This window comes from Bacillus sp. JK106 (assembly GCF_053663355.1).
In genome coordinates this window covers 284463-302978 of the sequence record NZ_JBSJQC010000005.1, presented here as the reverse complement: position 1 = coordinate 302978, position 18516 = coordinate 284463, and the positions used below count along the sequence as shown (strand labels likewise).

Genomic DNA, 18516 nt, shown 5'->3' with positions numbered 1-18516 from the left:
CATCTGTCCGCTCGACTTGCATGTATTAGGCACGCCGCCAGCGTTCGTCCTGAGCCAGGATCAAACTCTCCGATAAATGGATCACAGACTAAGTTCACTGCATCCTGCAGTAACGTCTGTGTGATCTGCATCATGCAGACGTTAGTTTGACTGACTACGCACATCGCTGTGCGATTTATTTAAAACTTTGAATTAACAGGTACGTTTTGTCTTGTTTAGTTTTCAAAGATCATCTCAACCTCATCTCGAGGCGACTTTTTCAGTATAACATTTCAGCGTTTTGCTGTCAAATGTTTTTTGTTTTTATTTCTCCGCCGCTGTGAGCTTTTTGGTGAAGCGCATCAGCGACGTTTAATAATATACCATGCCTATGATTCAGCGTCAACACTTTTTTTGAAAGAATATCCTCGATGATATACTTCCTGCCCTTTGGTCTCTATTTGAGATACTTCAACAAAGCCTTTTTCCGTCAGGTAATCAAGCATGACACCGAGATCTTGGGTGAAGTGCACCAGTTCAGGGTGCTGAAGCAATTCTCCAAACTGCCACATTTCTTTTTCTTTCATCACTTGAAAAAGGTGCGCAGAACCGATTTCAGCTTTTGAATGGATGAGAAAATCATTTGCTAAGAATAATAATTCGAGCCTTTTCTCCAAGCTTTCGTGACTCTCGACAAGTTCGGAATATAGCTTATATACCTGCGGCTCAATGTGACGGACCTGGTTCCAGACTGTCGTTTCGGGATAAAACCCCCGGTCAATCACTTCTATGCGGGCCAAGTGGTGAAGAGCGTGCACTACCGCATAATATGCATCCAGAAAATGATCAGCTTCAAAAAACGCTTTTCCTTCTACAAATCTTCTGATCAGCTTGCCGTATTCCATTCCGATCTTTAATTTCCGCTCGGCGAAAGGAAAAGTGCTGAGCCGGTCATTGAGTTCAGATATATATTCATTGCGGTCAAACAGCACTTTACCGTTGATGATCCAATCTATGACTCTTCTATTTGTCCCAAGCAGAATCCATTCCTGAAGCAGAGCATCCGTTACAATATGTAAAGAAGCGGTTTTGTGTTCGAATTCATAATGCTTTATAAAAAGAGGTTCATCAGCCTGTTTGACAATGACAAGCATGACCGCATCAAAGTTATCCGTGATGGATGATGCTTTACTCCTTCTCTCAATCATAAGGACGGCCAGCGTATCGGGATGACTTGCTCTTTCTTGGTAAATTGGACGGAGAAGATTGTCCATTACGATTCCTCCAATGCGATTGTTTCACTAGCTATTGTTTCTACATTTCTATGATAAAACATGAAAGTCCTTTTTTCTAAACACATTGCACTATTATAACAAATTTCCTTTCAGGTGCCATATTTATTCTTCCCTTTTCTTACGAAAACATGAAGAATATGCCATCTGTTTTGTGCTATAGTTAAACGAGAGGGGGATGGACATGGCGAAATACTCAAGCAAAATTAATAAGATCAGAACGTTTGCGTTAAGTTTGGTTTTCGTTGGGTTTATCATTATGTACATCGGGCTGTTCTTTAAGCAGTCTGTTTTGCTTGCCAGCTTGTTTATGATTCTCGGCCTGCTGTCGATCGGACTCAGCACCGCCGTTTATTTTTGGATCGGCATGCTGTCCACAAAAGCGGTCCGGGTGATGTGCCCCGCTTGCGAGAAAGAAACGAAGATTCTGGGCAGAGTGGATATGTGCATGCATTGCAGAGAGCCGCTTACATTGGATAAAGGATTGGAAGGCAAAGCGTTCGATGAGTCTTATAACAGAAAAAACAGTGTAAAATAAACGAAGCTGACCGTATCAAAGCGGTCAGCTTCGTTTAGTGGTTTTCTTTTTTGGAACATTCTTGGCAGACGCCGTAAATCTCCAAACGGTGGTGGCTTACCTTAAACCCTGTGACGTGAGCAGCAAGCTGTTCCACTTCGTCAAGCCCGGGATAATGGAAGTCCACGATTTTTCCGCAGCTTTCACAAATGGCGTGATAATGGTCAGAGGTGACAAAGTCAAATCTGCTGGACGCATCTCCGTACGTCAGTTCCTTTACAAGCCCCGCTTCCCGGAATACACGCAAATTGTTATACACTGTCGCAACACTCATATTAGGGAATTTCCCTTCCAAGGCTTTATATATATCGTCCGCTGTCGGATGTGCCATAGAATCCACGAGATATTCCAGAATGGCATGACGTTGAGGAGTAATCCGGACTCCCGTATCCTTCAACGTGTCTAAGGCTTCTTTTAATTCATGTGCAGCCATCCGTCATGCACCTCTCTTCTAAAAAAGATTCTTACTTTATAATGTTTATAATTAGTGTACATCTTTTTCCGGTCTCCTGTCAAATGTAATCTGAAGAAAACCCCGTGAGTTCAGCATTTGTCCATTAATTAGACGCAATTTGTTCCAATTCGCGAAGCGCCTCGGCAACGTGATCTTTCACTTTTACCTTTCTCCACTCCTTCACAAGACGGCCTTCTTTGTCTAACAAAAAAGTGGATCGCTCGATACCCATATATTCTTTCCCAAAATTCTTCTTCAGCTTCCACACATCAAAAGCTTCCGCCAGTTTGTGCTCATCATCAACGAGGAGCTGGAAAGGAAGATCGTGTTTTTGCTTAAATTTTTCATGTTTATCACGGCTGTCAGGGCTTACTCCGATGATAACCGCATCAAGTCCCGCGAAGCTTTCGTGCTGATCACGGAAATCACATGCTTCCGTCGTGCATCCGGGTGTCATGTCTTTCGGATAAAAATAGAGAACGACGTACTTCCCTTTAAAATCCGTCAGTGCTACTTCTTCCCCGCTGTCATTCACTAATTTCATATCCGGTGCTGTTTGTCCGATTTCAATCGTCATTTCTTATACCTCCGGGTTTTTTATTAAGCGTATCCAATTCACGTTAAGATTACAACCGTTATCCCCCTGGAAGCATGAACCGTTGTGCTCGCAATGAAGCATGCTACAATAGAACATGATGTAAGGAGATATTAGGAGGGTCATTTTTTGTATACAAAATCAGTTGAACTTCATAAGGAAGCGTTAGAGCATATCGTCGGGGGCGTGAACAGCCCGTCCAGATCCTATAAAGCGGTAGGCGGCGGTTCACCCGTTGCGATGGAAAAAGCGAACGGCGCTTATTTCTGGGATGTAGACGGGAATCAGTATATCGATTATTTAGCGGCTTACGGCCCGATTATTACCGGACATGCCCATCCGCATATTACTGAAGCGATTAAAACAGCGGCTGAAAACGGCGTGCTGTACGGGACGCCGACCAAACATGAGGTCACTTTCGCCAAAATGCTGAAGGAGGCCATTCCTTCACTTGATAAAGTACGATTCGTAAACTCAGGCACCGAAGCGGTGATGACAACGATCCGGGTTGCACGCGCTTATACAGGCCGGACAAAAATCATTAAATTCGCCGGCTGCTATCACGGCCATTCTGATCTCGTACTTGTCGCTGCGGGTTCCGGCCCGTCTACGCTCGGCACCCCTGATTCCGCCGGCGTGCCGAAAAGCATCGCCAATGAGGTCATTACCGTTCCTTTCAATGACATTGAAAGCTACAAAGCCGCGCTGGATAAATGGGGTTCAGAAATTGCAGCGGTTCTCGTCGAGCCGATCGTCGGCAACTTCGGCATCGTTGAACCTGAAGAAGGATTTTTAGAACAGGTAAATGAGTTGACCCATAAAGCGGGCGCGCTCGTCATTTATGATGAAGTGATCACGGCGTTCCGTTTTATGTACGGAGGCGCGCAGGATCTTCTTCAAGTGAAGCCTGATTTAACGGCGCTCGGTAAAATTATCGGGGGCGGCTTGCCGATCGGCGCTTACGGAGGCAAAAAAGAGATCATGGAGCAGGTTGCTCCGCTCGGCCCGGCATATCAAGCCGGCACGATGGCCGGAAACCCGGCATCTATCCTATCAGGCATCGCCTGCCTGGAAGTGCTGAAGGAAGAAGGCGTTTACGAGCGGCTTGATGAGCTCGGCGCCAGACTTGAGCAAGGCATTCTCGCCCATGCGGAGACACATGGCATTACCATCACCGTCAACCGTTTAAAAGGCGCGCTCACGGTTTACTTCACTGATGAAAAGATCGTCAATTACGAGCAGGCGGAAAATACGGACGGAGAAGCATTCGCCAAGTTCTTCAAGCTGATGCTTGAACGCGGCATCAATCTCGCTCCATCGAAGTATGAAGCTTGGTTTATCACAACCGCACATACTGAAGAGGATATCGACGCCACTTTACAAGCCGTTGAAGATGCGTTCAGACATATGAAAAAATAACTGCTGAAACAAGCGGGAGCCCGGGGCTTCCGCTTTTTCTTTTTGTCCGATTTGTGAGATAATGGTTTTTTCAAAAAAAGACCTTGAATAATTGGTATGATCCCTGTATATTACTTTATTGTTTAGCAAATCAGCCGACAGGGAAATGTAAGTGTCAGCCGTTCGTTCGGCACATAATTTATTAGAGAAAGGAATGCACGCACAAACCAATGAAACTTGGTGCCCGCATTTTTAAAACAGGGATTGCGATTACGCTCGCGCTCTACTTAGCATCAGGGATCGGACTTCCGTCGCCGATCTTTGCCGGGATTGCAGCTATATTTGCCATACAGCCCTCTATTTACAGGTCTTTTCTTATCATTATTGATCAGGTTCAGGCAAATATCATCGGCGCTGTCATCGCTACGGTATTCGGACTGATTTTCGGACCGAGTCCGATTATGATCGGATTGACCGCAGTGATTGTCATCACGATCATGTTAAAACTGAAAATTGAACACACCATTTCGATTGCGCTCGTGACGGTTATCGCGATTTTAGAAACACCGGGAAACAGCTTCCTGACGTTCGCTCTGATACGAACAAGCACCGTTATTTTAGGCGTGCTGTCTTCTTTTATTGTGAACCTTGTGTTTCTTCCGCCGAAATACGAAACGAAGCTGACTCATCATACGGTTGAATATACCGATGAGATCATGAAATGGATCAGGCTGACGATGCGTCAGTCCACGGAACACTCGATATTGAAAGAGGATATTGAGAAGCTGAAGGAAAAAATGATGAAGCTTGATCATACGTACCTTCTTTATAAAGAGGAGAGAAGCTACTTTAAGAAAACGACGTATGTAAAGTCGCGCAAGCTTGTTTTATTCAGACAGGCGATTATTACGGCAAATCGGGCGCTTGATACGCTGAAAAAGCTGCACCGCTATGAAAACGAAATTTATCATATGCCGGAGGAATTTCAGGAGACGCTGACAGAAGAAATTGATTATCTGCTTCATTGGCACGAAAGGATTCTGATGCGGACGGTCGGCAAGATCAAACCGCATGATGACGATGCTGAAGAAAGCATAAGATATAAACAGCTTTTGACGAAGTCTTTCTTGAAAAATCAGCAGAACTGCGAGGATGAACTGCTTGATTACAATATGCTCAGCATTATGGCTGCGGTTGCGGAATACCGCGAGCAGCTGGAGCATCTCGATACGTTAATTACGAGTTTTCAGACATACCACCCGAAAGACAGCGAATTAGAAACAGACGAAGAGTAACCCGGTGCTTCCGTAAAACCGGGTTTTTTTGCATTCAAAAAAACGTATGCCACCCATTCGGACGGCATACGTTTTTGTATCAGTTCAAATTCTGAATCGTAAATAAGTGTCTGTACTGGCCGCCTCGGGCCATTAATTCCTCGTGCGTGCCGGTTTCGACGACGGCGCCGTTTTCCATGACGACAATTTTATCCGCGTGCGTAATCGTGGACAGCCTGTGGGCGACGATAAAAGTCGTCCGGTTTTTCGCAAGCTTTTCCATCGCTTCCTGAATGTAGTGTTCACTTTCAAGATCAAGAGCCGATGTCGCTTCATCCAAAATCAGCAGCGGCGGATTTTTTAAGAATACACGGGCGATCGAAATCCGCTGCTTCTGCCCGCCTGACAATTTGACGCCCCGTTCGCCGACTTTGGTTTCGTAGCCTTCGGGGAAGTTCATAATAAATTCATGGGCATTTGCCGCTTTCGCAGCCGCAACCACCTCATCCAGAGACGCTCCCGGTTTACCGATAGCGATATTTTCACGAATCGTCTCACTGAACAGAAACGTATCCTGAAGAACCATTCCGACTTGATTGCGGAGGCTTCTCGCTTCATAATCGCGAATATCTGCGCCGTCAATCAGCAGGCTGCCGCCGGATACATCATAAAAACGCGGTATGAGGCTGACAAGCGTCGATTTTCCGCCGCCGCTCATCCCGACGAGCGCGACGGTTTCCCCTTTTGTCACCTTTAAGGAAACGTCCTGCAAAATCGTTTCTTTTCCTTCCTCATAACGGAACGAGACATTTCGGAATTCAACTTCACCCTTAATGCCGTCAGCTTTTAGTGCATTCGGTTTATCAGTCAGTTCATACGGCTCGTCGATAAATTCAAATATGCGGTCCATTGAAGCGATCGACTGGGTCAGCGTCGTCGATGAGTTGATCAATCTTCTGACCGGATTGTACATTCTGTCAATATAGCCGACGAACGCAACCATCGTCCCTACCGTCAGCGGGCCGTTTATGACAAAATAACCCGCAAATGCGATAACGAGCAGCGGCGCCAAATCCGTAATGGTGTTCACAACTGCGAACGTTTTCGCGTTCCAATTCGTATGACGGATCGCTTTGTCCAGAAAATGTCCGTTTTTTTCATCAAAATTGGCTTGTTCATAATCTTCAATGGCGAAACTTCTGATAACGGGCATCCCCTGAACTCTTTCGTGCAAATGTCCCTGGACTTGGGCGAGTGCCTGAGAACGCTCACGTGTCAGTTTTCGGAGACGGCCGTAAAAGTATTTCACTGAAATTCCGTATAACGGAAACAAAATGACAGATATCAATGTCAGCTTCACATCGAGTGTAAACATAATACAGATGACGATCAGCACCGTCATCATATCAAGCCAGATATTCATCAGTCCCGTTATGACAAAGTCTTTTGTCTGTTCGACATCATTTATCACCCGGGAAATGACTTCGCCCGTTCTCGTGTTGGCATAAAACCTCAGGCTCAATTTTTGAATATGATCAAACAATACCCCCCTGATATCGTAGAGCACCCGGCTGCCCGTCCATTGCGCGAAGTATTGCCGATAGTACTCTACCGGGGGACGCAGAATTAAAAACAGCACGAACATGATGCCCATTATCGTGAATAGCGATGATGTTTTAGCGCTTGCCGTTCCGCTCCCTTGAATAATGTCATCGACCACGTATTTTAACAGAAGCGGGAGAGCCAGCGGGATGGAGAATTTTATAATGCCGATTAACACTGTGATAAAAATTTGTTTTTTATAAGGTTTTACAAATTGCATATAGCGTCTGATTACGCCCACACTTTATCCCCCTCTCTCTTTAAGGCGTGTGAGCCCATGTGAAAAACCTGTTGACACCCCAACAGGTTTTTTATTGTATTCTTTATTTTGTATAGCGCAGATACCGTTCATACCACATATCAACAAATTCCGGAGCAAACGGTCCTTTCCGCTGATGAATCCAGTGCAGCAGCGTATTCAGATACTCCTTCAGAATGCTGTCGATCTCTTTAGGGTAATTCATTGATTTGCGGTGGTCATCGTATTCATCCTCGTCAAGAATGTTATATGTCATATCCGGAAACACCTTGACATCCAAATCGTAATCAATATATTTGATGGCCTCTCCGTCATAAGCGAACGGCGAGCTGATGTTGCAATAATAGTGTACCCCGTCATCTCTCAGCATTCCGATGACGTTAAACCACTGACGGGCATGAAAGTAGCAGATCGCCGGTTCTCTCGTCACCCACGTCCGTCCGTCGGATTCGGTTACCATTGTCCGGTCGTTAGCTCCGATGATACACAATTCCGTACTTTTTAAAATCGTCGTTTCATTCCAAATTCGATGAAGCAGCCCGTTATGCTTATAGCTGTGAATTTGAATGGTTTCTCCTTCCTTGGGATATCCCATATTTCTCCCCTACTTTCTGTAAAGCCCTGCAGTCAATGCAGCCGCAATTGCTTTCCGACAAGTCTTTTCACTATTATAACGTTACGAATTAAAAAATGAAAATAAAAGAACCACTCCGCTTCCGGAATGGCACATTCATTTCTGCACATAGGAAGACGGCTTTTCCGTGCTGCGATAAGACTGGATGACTTGCTCTGTCTGCCTTTGGAATAACTCCTGTATGCCGGCCAGGTCTTTTCGCTTTGTCGCAATTTCGTCCTGTACATTGTCCAGCTTTGCATCTCTTTCCAGACTGATGAGTTCCGCTTCCACCTGCCGGCAGCGGTCAAGTTCTGACTGCAGCTCGAGAAGCTGATCCATGATTTTCATCTGTTCACTTACAAGCTTTTCAAACTCTGACATCGGGTTCCTCCTTAGGCTTTTAGGTTGATACTCCTTACCATTTCGATTTTACGCCGGAAAACCCTTTGACTCATTCTGTAGAGGAATCACAAGTTTTGTCGTTTTGGCAACAGAAAAAAGCACTTCCATCCGAAGATGAAGTGCTTTTTCGTTTCAGTGATTAGCTGTTTTGCTGTTTGTTTTGTTCAGCAGATTGGTTTTGCTTTCTAACCTGCTGCGCATCAGTTTCACTGCCGAATTCAGTGCCGTATTGACCCTGACCGGAAGCTGATTGCTGGTTTTGTTTTTTCACCTGCTGAACGTCTGTTTTGCTGTATTTTGAGTTTGCCATTGTTATCACCTCCACGCACTTTAGAATGCGCAGGAGACGATAAGGCTATTCATCTTTTTTAAAACTTATACGAGCAGAGAGCGTCCGCCGTCAATAATGATGGTCTGGCCGCGGATCATGTCCGCTTTTGAAGAAACTAAAAACTCCACCGTGTCGATCATATCTTTGATCTCGACCATTCTGCCGGCCGGCGTATTTTGGCGGGCATCTTCCAGCAGTTCATCTCTGTTAGGGAAATGCTTCAGCGCGTCCGTATCAATCGCTCCGCCTGACACCGCGTTTACGATGATGTTTTTCGGAGAAAGCTCAACCGCCAGATAACGGGTTAACGATTCTAAAGCGGCTTTTGAGACACCGACCGTCGTATAGTTTTCAAGATAGCGGATGCTGCCGAGCGAGCTGATGCTGACGATGTGGCCGCCTCCGTTTTTCTCCATCATCTTTGCCGCTTCCTGGGCGCAGAAAAGCAATGCTTTCGCGTTGATATTCATCGTCCAGTCCCAGTGTGTTTCTTCGAGTTCCATAACCGGTCTCAGCACGCCTGAAGCCGCATTATTGACGAACACGTCCAGTCTGCCGAATGTTTCGTCAATCTGGTGAAACATGTCTTTGATTTTTGCCGGCTGGCCGACATTAGCTTTAATGACGAGCGTTTTAACGCCGAGTTTTTCAATTTCTTCGGCGGTTTCTAATGCCGCTTTTTTACTGCGGGCGTAATTGATGACGATATTGTATCCTTTTTCCGCGAGTCTGATGGCGGCTGCTTTCCCGACGCCTCGGCTGCTTCCCGTGATCAGTGCGCATTTATTTTGTTCCATTTTTCCTCAGCTCCTTGCTGTGTATAGTTCTTTTCATTCAACAAACAATAAAAGCAATATGTGTTGAAAGGGGTCTTTTATATGTATGTCGGACGTGATATGGGCGAATTGGCCATGATGCCCAAACAAGATTGGAGAGATTCAGAGCTCGCCTATTTCCATCATGCCTTCCAGCAAATTATGCCGTATTTAAACGAAGAAGGCCAGTCCAAATACCGGGAACTGATTCAGGAAATCGAAGCCCGCGGCGGACTGAAACGGAATGAAGCGGATTACGGCCACGGCACTCGCGTCAGCTATGACTGACGCTTTTTAGCGGCCGCTTTCTTCCGCCATTTTCCATATCTTTTGATGGGAAACGGGAAATGCGTATTCCTTGAGCTCCTCTTTTGTGACCCGTATGAATTCCGTTGTATCCGACACTTGTTTTACTTTACCGAAAAAGACCGAAATATTCCAGACGAGATGGGTGAAAACATGTTCTACGATGCCTTCCAGCTCCCCGATTTCAGCGGTTATTCCCATCTCTTTTTCTAAATAGGCTTCAAGCTGCTCTCTTTCAGTTTTGATTCCTTTCTGGGTTTCGGTATTCGGAAACTCCCACAAGTTGGCGAGCAAGCCTTTTGGCGGCCGTTTATGAATATAGACATCGCCTTGTTCGTCTGTCAGCACAACGGCTGCCATTGTTTTTATTCCGGGCTTTTTCTTTTTGCTTTTAACGGGCAGCTCCCGCTCTGTCCCTTCCGCAAATGCCGAACAGTGCTTTTGTACGGGGCAAAGCAGGCATGACGGCGATTTCGGGGTGCAGATGATCGCGCCGAGCTCCATTAAACCCTGATTGAATTCAGATGGTTTTTCATGAGAAATGAAAGCGGATACCGCCTGTTCGAAAATGGTTCTGGTTTTAGGTTTTGCGATATCGTCCCATATGGAAAGAATTCTCGACATGACACGCATCACATTGCCGTCTACGGCGGGAATCGGTTTGTTGTATGCGATGCTGAGCACGGCGCCTTTTGTATAAGGGCCGACGCCTTTCAGTCCGCCAAATTCCTTTTCCCCGGCAGGGACGACTCCCCCGTACCGCTCATGCACTTCTTTTACGGCACTTTGCAGATTTCTTACACGGGAGTAATAACCTAGCCCTTCCCAGGCTTTGAGCACTTTTTCCTCATCGGCTTCAGCGAGCGCCGAAACGGTCGGAAATTGCTCAACAAACCGCCGGAAATAAGGAATGACGGTATCTACGCGCGTCTGCTGCAGCATCACCTCTGACACCCACACCCGATACGGGTCCTGATTTTCTCTCCACGGCAGAATTCTCTGTTCTCTTTCGAACCATGTAATTAAGTCCTCGCGAAATTTGTCTATATCTTTTTGTTTCATTTTTTCTTCAAGTGCGTTCATATCTTCTCCTCAGATGTTTCGGGTTCCGCTTTTCTTGACACTGTATTTTGGTGTAAACTAAGGGCACGTTACGATAATATGTTACATTAAATAGTGATAAAGAAAAAGCGGAAACATATGAGAACGGCGGATAAACGCCATGATTGGGCAAACAGAAAATGGGGAATATCTTATAATGCGAAATATGCGGGCGGCTGGATTTTTAACGCCTGCTAGGAGGTCAACAATGGATACTGGCACTCACGTTGTCATGGGTATCGCGCTTGGCGGAATCGCAACTCTTGATCCTGCCGTCGGCATGCACACCCCCATGTCTCAGGCAGTTATGATCGCCGCGCTTGCCGGCTCTCAGGCACCTGATATTGATACTATATTGAAGCTGAAAAATAATGCCGTTTATATTCGAAATCATAGAGGATTCACGCACTCCATTCCCGCCGTATTATTTTGGTCCGTTCTGATTCCGGGCATTTTGTTTATGTTTTATCCGGAAGCGAACTTTTTGCACCTGTGGCTGTGGACGCTTCTGGCTGTCGTTTTGCATGTGTTTGTTGACATTTTTAACGCGTACGGCACACAGGCCATCCGTCCGTTTTCGAGAAAATGGATCGCTCTCGGTTTAATCAATACCTTTGATCCGTTTATTTTCGTCAGCCATTTGGCCGCGATCGCCGTGTGGTATATCGGAGGTCATCCGGGCGTGACATTTCTGATGCTTTATATCATCCTCGCAGGATATTACGCCGTCCGGTTTTTGATGCAGCTGCGGATAAAGCGAAGGCTGCGCGAAATGATTGAAGAGGAGATTGAAACCATCATTATTTCGCCGACGATGAAATTCAGGCAGTGGCGTATCGCCGTGACGACGGCGCATGCCTTTTATGTCGGCAGAAGCCTTGACGGCCATGTCGTGATATTGGATACATTCAACCGAGTGCCCGTTCCGGAAACCGATGTGATGAAGGCCGCGAAACAAGACGAAAATATTGCAGCCTTTCTTTCATTTTCCCCCGTTTACAGGTGGGAGGTCGATACTTTTAAAGATCATTATGAGGTGCGCTTTATTGATTTGCGCTACCGGAGCAAAGGCCACTATCCTTTTGTCGCCATCGTCCACCTCAGTCATGATTTAGAGCTTCTCTCTTCCTACACGGGCTGGATTTTCAGCGAGGAAAAACTGCAGAAAAAATTAAAGCTCGGCTCTGTTTAAGAGCCGGGCTTTTTTTGTCTTCTCACATATATAGCGGCAAACACGAGACTGATCACCGATAGGGCGGCCGCGGGTTTAAAAAACGGCGGGTAATACGTTAATTGAATATCGTTTTTTCCTTTTTGCGCTTTAAATCCGATAAAGGAATAATCCGCTTTTTCAATCTGTTCTTTTCTGCCGTTTATCTTCAGCTCCCAGCCTTTTTCATATGGAATCGGAAGCATGATATACGGTGCGCGGGTTTTGTTTTCATACGAGATATGAAGCGTATTTCCGCGCCATCTGAGATCGGCCCGCGGTTCTTTTTCCGCTTTTCGGTATGCGTTTTTCAGCGTATCGTACCGTTCTTCGTAAAGCGCCAGTCTGTCAAGCTGATACGATCCTTTCGGCAGACGGATTTGGATGTTTTTTGTTTTCGGCACTCTGACAGTAAGATCGTTGACACCTGTTTTGTAAATGGATTGATTCGATTTTCTCGTTGTCGTGTAATCGTTCACTTTTAATGTAAAGCCCTGGTCCTTCGCTTTATTCTTCAAATAAAAGCTGACGTAATAATCGCCGCCGTCCATCTTAGCGGCTTGCGGCGTAATGATCAGGCCGCCGCCGTCTTCGTTTACCGTCAGGATGCCGTCTTGATAATCCGCATGGTCGGCCGTTACCTTTGCCTGACGGATCATATTTTTCGCCTCAGGCGCTTTTTTCGTGTTGGCTGTGCTTGATTCCGTGATGATCCCGTCAAGCATTGCCCGTTCTCTGGCAAGGGCGGGCGCTTTTTTCAGACCGTCCTCGTTATATACGCGATCAGCTGTCCGTACGAACGGAAGCATATATTGATTTTGATAAACCGCATAATGGGATGATTCCATGGTTTTTTTGAACCCGTACGGCACGCCGGCCTCGTTTGTTTTTTCCGTCATATAATATTTTCCGTAAAGCAGGCTGTATAAATTAGCCCTGTTTCCTAATGTCGCATAGCGGCTGACGCTTTCTCTGCCCATATCAATCCGGAGATCGTTCCAGTAAAAGGACAGCAGATTGCGGTTCAGAATGCTTGAGTATACGCTGAATCCGTTGAACCCGTAAATGATCGGGGTGTTATTGAAAACACCGTTCATCCAATCCAAACGGGCAAACGGATCAGGGTCTTTTTCTTTCAGACGCTGAATAAGCTCTGTTTGTTCTTTGCCCTTATAGTCAGGACCCGTCATAAAGGTATGCGATACCGTATAAATCTTCCCGCCTTCTGATAACGCATATTTTTCATATGTATTAGCCGTCAGCACCGCCGTCAAGAGAATGACGGCATAGACGGCGGGCACCGCGCCTTTCAGTCTTGTCTTTGCTGCAAGGAAAGCGGCAATGGTCAGCCCCAGAAGGAGCAGGATAGGCAGGTTGGCCTGATCAGAAATATCCAGGCTGAACCGTCTCACTTGGCTCCAATAGAGCAGAACGGCGAGTACGGCGGATATCAGCATACTCTTCATGCTGATGTCTGAAAGCTTAGAAAGCCCTGCTGCAACCGTTCCCGCAATCGTGAAGCACAGGACGTATTCAAACCTGTTTTGCGGAGCTGAAAAACCGTTAAAGGCGCTTGCCGCAAACGGACTGAAGTGAAACAGAATGTACAGCAGACTGATTCCCGCAAACAGCCGGAACAGCCGGTTTTTATATAAAGAAAATGTAAATAGAAAAAGTAAAAAAACCGCCGGCAGAATGATTATCCGGCTTAAAAATAAAATGTTGTCGGAAAAATCAAGCCATGCAATCTGCTCTGAATACGGCGGCCGCAGATTATGAAGATATCCGTATACGACAGGGATAAAGGAGACTGCGCTTATGCCGAAGCCGAGAAGGCCTGACAGAATAAACATTCTGCATTGAGTGAGCTTTTTGACTTCATTGTCTTCAAGATGAATGGTCCATCTGAATAAGATGTAAATGCCGATGAAAATCAGATTAATATACGCAAAATAAAAGTTGTTGATCAATGTCAGCGCACAGGCGAAGATAAACCACGCCGGCTTTTTTTCCCTGATGATTTTTTCCGCGCCGAGCACGAGCAGCGGCAGCCACACCATACTGTCAGTGAAAAAGTCCCAATACACCTCATGCCGGAAGTAGATAATCGAGACCCCGTACAACACGGCGCCGGCAAAAGCAGGCACCGTCCGTTTGACGAAATAGCGGAACACACACGCCGCCGTGAATATGATAAAACTCTGCTTGGCGATGCTGATAAAAACGGAGGCCTGCGCCCAAAACAGCGCATCAGCCTCACCCGTCAGCTGAATAAGCTGCAAAAAGCGGACAGCGGCGGAGATAAACAGGAATAGAAAAGAAGTAGAGAAATAATAGCCGAGCTGACTGTACACTCCCCCGCCCAGTCCGAACGAATAGCTGTAAAACAGCCTGCCGTTCATATATTGATCAAACAGCAGCTTTTTGAAGACCGCCATTTGGGCGATCCCGTCTCCAGACCCCGTCATATAGCGGCCTGCCGACCACTCTTTTAAGAAAAAAATATGAGCGGCTGCCGCAGCCAGCACACAGGCTGCCGGCAAGATCCATTTATTTTTTTTCATACAACGTCCCCAGACCCTGCGCACAGCGGCGGCTGTTTAATGGTTCCACTTGCGCTTTTTTGTATAATTCGTTTCATTTTGTTCTCCGTACGTTATATTCGCTTCTTTAATTAAATAGTGCGGGCGTTTTTTTGTTTCATAGTAAATCCGGCCGATGTATTCTCCGATGATGCCGAGACTCAAAAGCTGGATGCCCCCTAAAAACAGCACGGCGGAAATAATGGTGAAGTATCCGGGTACGGACACGCCGTGTGTCAGAATATGAACAAAGGTTGTTACAATATAAACCATCGACAGAAGCAATATCAGAATACCGGTGAAAAAGCATACCCTGAGGGGCTTGTTGTTGAAGGAGACGACACCGTCCATTCCGTAGTTGAACAGATTGCTGAATGACCATTTGGACGTGCCGTTCTTCCTTTCGACATTTTCATAAAATACGATTTTCTGGTCAAACCCGATCCAGCAGAACAGCCCTTTCGAGAAACGGTTCCCTTCACTCAGCTTCAAAAGAGCATCAACGGCCTGCCGGCTCAGCAGGCGGAAATCTCCGACCCCGTCACGCAAGTCCACTTCGACGGCTTTGTTGATAAATTTATAATACAGGGAAGAAAGCACGGAACGCACGGGGCTGTCCCCTTTTCGGTTGCGCTGCGCGATGACTTGGTCATACCCTTCTTCATAGCCTTGAATGAAGTCTTTCAGCAGATGGGTCGGATGCTGCAGATCGGCGTCCATCACGATTACCGCTTCGCCCTGCACGTGTTCAAATCCTGCCAGAATGGCCGCTTCTTTCCCGAAGTTGCGGGAAAAAGATATGTATTTGACGCGATGGTTTCTGGCGGCCAGTTCTTTAATCTGCTGAAGGGTGTCATCCGCGCTTCCGTCATTGATGTAAAAAATTTCATAGTCATAATGAATCGTCTGAAATTCTTTTTTTAAAGATTCATGGATGAGCTTGACGTTGTTCCCTTCATTGTAAGACGGAATAATAATTGAGATTAACCTTTGTTTCATGAAGGCACCTTCTTTGTATTATTCTTTTTTTAGGACGGCCTTAAAGGAATTGTCCGCAAAACTTCAGTAAGGCTTTTCCTTTTTTTAATGACGTTTAAACCCTTTTTTTGTTACAGGGAAAGAAATTTTTTTCTGCATATGGTTTATATTTTGTCATGTTTTTCGGCAGATATGAGAAAAAAAAGAAAAAGTCTGTACGCGGGACAGACTTTATTGCTGAAGGTATTCATGAATCAAATGGCTGACGATGCGCGGTTTTTCGTGAATGACCCAATGTGAGGCATCATCTATGAAGATTAAGTCGCCGTTTGGAATCATCCGTTTTGTTTCCTTGGCGAGCTTTTTGCTCAGCGCGCGGTCGTTGACGCCCCATATTAACCGGTACGGAACGGGCATTTTAAGCGGAACGGCAGGGCCTAAACCGCCGGCTCTGATCGCCCGGTACCAGTTCAGCATCGCCGTGAGCGCTCCTTTTCTGCCCCATGCTTCTTTGTAGCTGTCGACATCTTCCCGTGAAAAAAGCGCCGGGCGTTCGGATAAGCCGATCGCGTGATCCAATACGCGGTAATCGTCTTCAGACAATCTCCGTTCCGGCTTTTCCGGAAGCTGAAAGAAAGCGATATAAGAGCTTTTCTTCCACTGCGGCGGGTAGAACGGTGTGACCTTCCGCATAACCGCCGGGTGCGGGATATTGACCGTGATCAATTTTTCAACGTATTGCGGCCGCGTGGATGCCAAATGCCAGGCCACGGCTCCTCCCCAATCATGTCCGATGACGACGGCTTTGTCATTTGTAAAATGAGTGATCAGCCCGATAATGTCGTCTCTGAGCGTATCAATGGTATAGTTTTCAATGCCCTCCGGTTTGTCACTGAGATTATAGCCGCGCTGATCAGGCACGACAACATGGTATCCGGCATCCGCCAGCGGTTTGATCTGACTCTTCCAGCCGTACCAGAATTCCGGAAACCCGTGCAGCAGCACCGCCAAAGGACCGTCTTTCGGACCGGCTGAAGCCGTGTGCAGCGTCACTCCGTTTGTTTCGATCATGTGAAACGTAATGTCATTCATCGATTCTCCTCCCCGTTTGTTTCAATCTTCTTTCTGTTAAGACGATGATCAGTACGCTGATCGCAATCAACAATACGGCCTGAACAATCAGGGCGAACGGCTGAGTCAGCCGGATAAGCAGGCTGCCCGAAAATCCAGCTGCCGCCGAAATAAGGCCGAACAGAATCATGAGGAGCGCACTGAATCGATTGCCTTCTTTCCACTGCGACTCATCCGCCATAGAGCGCTTCGTCCGATATCCGTACAGGCTGTTGATCGACTTCGGCGGAAAAAATGTGACTGAAATGCCGGCCGCAGCCATCAGAAGGCCGCCGATCACCATTATCATATCCATCACTCTCCTTTTCATCTTTTACGAAAGGAAAGGCGAAAAGTTTCAGAAAAAAAGCAGGCTCATTCGCCTGCCTGAATCTTTATTTTTGAGTTAAGTCGGCCGTTTTCACATAACCTGCTTTCCCGCCGTATGTGATGTACGCCCATTTACGGTCAAACCCTCCGTCATGGCTGAACCCCCAGCCGAGCACATTGACGGTTTCACCCGCTTTAACGGACCCTTTTTTGCCGGTTTCCAAAGTCGGCGTATAAAAATCGGTTTGTTTCGCGGTCACCGCCTTCACCGGCTGCTTCATCAGAAAATGCGTGGAAATATAGGCTTTGTGACCTTTGTAGTCAATTTCAGCCCAATCTGCTCCTTGAAGCCGTTTAACCTTTACGGAATCCTCTGAACGAAGCGTGCCGATAATCCGCCCTTGTTTATTGGGTTCTTTGCGGACATTAAGTTCTCCTGCTTTCACGATATATGTATCTGCTGCGGTGTCTATTTTTGTCTGGTGAACTGCTGCGGCATTCACTGCCGGATCAAAAAAAACGGTGCCAGCGGCTAAAAATAAGCAAAGTCCTGCGGCCGGAATAAATGCGGTTAACCCCTTTTTCATGTTCATTGTGGTTCCTCCCCGCTATTTTATAAGTTATTACACATTTCCACATTCCGCCGGTCGTCAAACATGATTTTCCCATTTCTTTTATAAAAAGAAAAAACCGCCGGACGGTATCCGGCGGGCGCACTGCTATATTAATGCAGGAGACCCCTGCTTTGATCCAAATAATGAGAAACGTCTTCCCGAACGCTCTGGAACATATGGAGCTTGCTGCCGTATGATTCGATCCATTCCTTGACGACGCGTTCCGTCATTTGCTCTCCTTGATACGGGCGACCGGCTTTTGCGTAAGTCGCTTCGAAATCTCCCCATAAAAGCTCAACCCAAGTTCGCGCTTGCAAATAGCTGAGCATGTCATTTTTCTCAAGCAGCAAATTCGTCAGTTTGTCGATATATGTATTCATGTCTCTGTCTCCTTTCCTTGGGAAAACCTGCTGCTTTTACGCAGCTCGTCACAGGCATATACTAACTTTACGTCTTCAGTCCAGAAGGCGCAACCTTTTGATATTGGCCGAGGGGGAAAACAAATGGTCCGGAACAAGGCAAAAGGATTTCCTAATCAGAACAATAATAAGTTTGAAGGCGAACCGCGGGCAAAGGATGACTACGCTTCTAAACGGGCGGACGGTTCAATTAATTCGCACCCGCAAGAGCGCATGAGAGCTTCAGGCAGACGATAACACACACCGTAAGAGACCGGGAATGACCCGGTCTT

General features: G+C 46.5%; 20 protein-coding genes, 1 rRNA gene and 1 pseudogene. 6 read left to right on the top strand and 16 right to left on the bottom strand.

The features are described from left to right. Positions 1-76 (bottom strand): 16S ribosomal RNA (locus tag ACWJJS_RS18970); the annotation flags it as partial. 292 nt (positions 77-368) lie between these two features. Beyond that, positions 369-1253 (bottom strand): nucleotidyltransferase-like protein, encoded by an 885-nt coding sequence (locus ACWJJS_RS18965; RefSeq protein ID WP_003155463.1) that lies wholly within the window; start codon positions 1251-1253, stop codon positions 369-371. 202 nt (positions 1254-1455) lie between these two features. Here ACWJJS_RS18965 and ACWJJS_RS18960 point away from each other — a divergent pair, with 202 nt between their 5' ends. After that, positions 1456-1809, top strand: a complete 354-nt coding sequence (locus ACWJJS_RS18960; protein ID WP_007408568.1) for a YgzB family protein — start codon at positions 1456-1458, stop codon at positions 1807-1809. A 34-nt stretch (positions 1810-1843) separates the two neighbouring features. On the opposite strand, the gene perR is transcribed toward ACWJJS_RS18960, so the two are convergent. Then, positions 1844-2281, bottom strand: coding sequence for a peroxide-responsive transcriptional repressor PerR (gene perR, locus ACWJJS_RS18955; protein WP_003155465.1), 438 nt, complete (start codon positions 2279-2281; stop codon positions 1844-1846). A gap of 124 nt (positions 2282-2405) precedes the next feature. Further along, positions 2406-2879, bottom strand: coding sequence for a thioredoxin-dependent thiol peroxidase (bcp, locus tag ACWJJS_RS18950; protein ID WP_003155466.1), 474 nt, complete (start codon positions 2877-2879; stop codon positions 2406-2408). A 147-nt stretch (positions 2880-3026) separates the two neighbouring features. Here bcp and ACWJJS_RS18945 point away from each other — a divergent pair, with 147 nt between their 5' ends. Beyond that, entirely contained in the window at positions 3027-4316 is a 1290-nt protein-coding gene (locus ACWJJS_RS18945) for a glutamate-1-semialdehyde 2,1-aminomutase (protein WP_007408567.1), read from the top strand. 209 nt (positions 4317-4525) lie between these two features. Beyond that, positions 4526-5590 (top strand): aromatic acid exporter family protein, encoded by a 1065-nt coding sequence (locus ACWJJS_RS18940; RefSeq protein WP_454023821.1) that lies wholly within the window; start codon positions 4526-4528, stop codon positions 5588-5590. A 79-nt stretch (positions 5591-5669) separates the two neighbouring features. Here ACWJJS_RS18940 and ACWJJS_RS18935 read toward each other — a convergent pair whose 3' ends face one another. The 5 genes and pseudogenes from ACWJJS_RS18935 to fabL form a co-directional block, all read right to left on the bottom strand. Then, the gene (locus ACWJJS_RS18935; protein ID WP_165625945.1) at positions 5670-7412 is read right to left on the bottom strand and encodes an ABC transporter ATP-binding protein; all 1743 of its coding nucleotides are present in this window, start codon (positions 7410-7412) and stop codon (positions 5670-5672) included. 82 nt (positions 7413-7494) lie between these two features. Next, positions 7495-8025: a nucleoside tri-diphosphate phosphatase gene (gene ntdP, locus ACWJJS_RS18930; RefSeq protein WP_003155475.1), complete on the bottom strand. Its 531-nt coding sequence runs from the start codon at positions 8023-8025 to the stop codon at positions 7495-7497. Positions 8026-8160: 135 nt separating this feature from the next. Then, on the bottom strand, positions 8161-8427 hold the full coding sequence (locus ACWJJS_RS18925) for a YgaB family protein (RefSeq protein WP_003155476.1): 267 nt from the start codon (positions 8425-8427) through the stop codon (positions 8161-8163). Between the two features lie 160 nt (positions 8428-8587). Continuing rightward, positions 8588-8740: pseudogene (locus tag ACWJJS_RS18920) on the bottom strand (gamma-type small acid-soluble spore protein); the annotation flags it as partial. Positions 8741-8823: 83 nt separating this feature from the next. Next, positions 8824-9576: an enoyl-[acyl-carrier-protein] reductase FabL gene (gene fabL, locus ACWJJS_RS18915; RefSeq protein ID WP_070081527.1), complete on the bottom strand. Its 753-nt coding sequence runs from the start codon at positions 9574-9576 to the stop codon at positions 8824-8826. A gap of 81 nt (positions 9577-9657) precedes the next feature. Here fabL and ACWJJS_RS18910 point away from each other — a divergent pair, with 81 nt between their 5' ends. After that, complete coding sequence (locus ACWJJS_RS18910; protein ID WP_003155479.1) at positions 9658-9882, top strand: hypothetical protein; 225 nt, start codon at positions 9658-9660, stop codon at positions 9880-9882. Positions 9883-9888: 6 nt separating this feature from the next. Here the strand turns inward: ACWJJS_RS18910 and mutY are convergent, their stop codons facing one another. Then, the gene (gene mutY, locus ACWJJS_RS18905) at positions 9889-10983 is read right to left on the bottom strand and encodes an A/G-specific adenine glycosylase (RefSeq protein ID WP_003155480.1); all 1095 of its coding nucleotides are present in this window, start codon (positions 10981-10983) and stop codon (positions 9889-9891) included. A 226-nt stretch (positions 10984-11209) separates the two neighbouring features. Here mutY and ACWJJS_RS18900 point away from each other — a divergent pair, with 226 nt between their 5' ends. Then, positions 11210-12193: a metal-dependent hydrolase gene (locus tag ACWJJS_RS18900; RefSeq protein ID WP_003155481.1), complete on the top strand. Its 984-nt coding sequence runs from the start codon at positions 11210-11212 to the stop codon at positions 12191-12193. Here the strand turns inward: ACWJJS_RS18900 and ACWJJS_RS18895 are convergent. From ACWJJS_RS18895 to ACWJJS_RS18870, 6 genes are all read right to left on the bottom strand, one after another. Continuing rightward, complete coding sequence (locus tag ACWJJS_RS18895) at positions 12190-14775, bottom strand: YfhO family protein (RefSeq protein WP_454023820.1); 2586 nt, start codon at positions 14773-14775, stop codon at positions 12190-12192. The genes ACWJJS_RS18900 and ACWJJS_RS18895 overlap by 4 nt on opposite strands. Positions 14776-14811: 36 nt before the next feature. Continuing rightward, positions 14812-15792: a glycosyltransferase family 2 protein gene (locus tag ACWJJS_RS18890; protein WP_003155484.1), complete on the bottom strand. Its 981-nt coding sequence runs from the start codon at positions 15790-15792 to the stop codon at positions 14812-14814. 210 nt (positions 15793-16002) lie between these two features. Then, complete coding sequence (locus ACWJJS_RS18885; protein ID WP_070081525.1) at positions 16003-16863, bottom strand: alpha/beta fold hydrolase; 861 nt, start codon at positions 16861-16863, stop codon at positions 16003-16005. Then, on the bottom strand, positions 16856-17191 hold the full coding sequence (locus ACWJJS_RS18880) for an SdpI family protein (protein ID WP_070081524.1): 336 nt from the start codon (positions 17189-17191) through the stop codon (positions 16856-16858). The genes ACWJJS_RS18885 and ACWJJS_RS18880 overlap by 8 nt, the downstream gene beginning before the upstream one ends. 85 nt (positions 17192-17276) lie before the next feature. Further along, entirely contained in the window at positions 17277-17804 is a 528-nt protein-coding gene (locus ACWJJS_RS18875) for an SH3 domain-containing protein (protein WP_167859997.1), read from the bottom strand. A gap of 131 nt (positions 17805-17935) precedes the next feature. Further along, positions 17936-18205, bottom strand: a complete 270-nt coding sequence (locus ACWJJS_RS18870; RefSeq protein ID WP_003155492.1) for a YfhJ family protein — start codon at positions 18203-18205, stop codon at positions 17936-17938. Between the two features lie 123 nt (positions 18206-18328). Between ACWJJS_RS18870 and ACWJJS_RS18865 the strand changes: the two genes are divergently transcribed. Next, complete coding sequence (locus ACWJJS_RS18865; protein WP_003155495.1) at positions 18329-18481, top strand: small, acid-soluble spore protein K; 153 nt, start codon at positions 18329-18331, stop codon at positions 18479-18481. Positions 18482-18516: the final 35 nt, after the last annotated feature.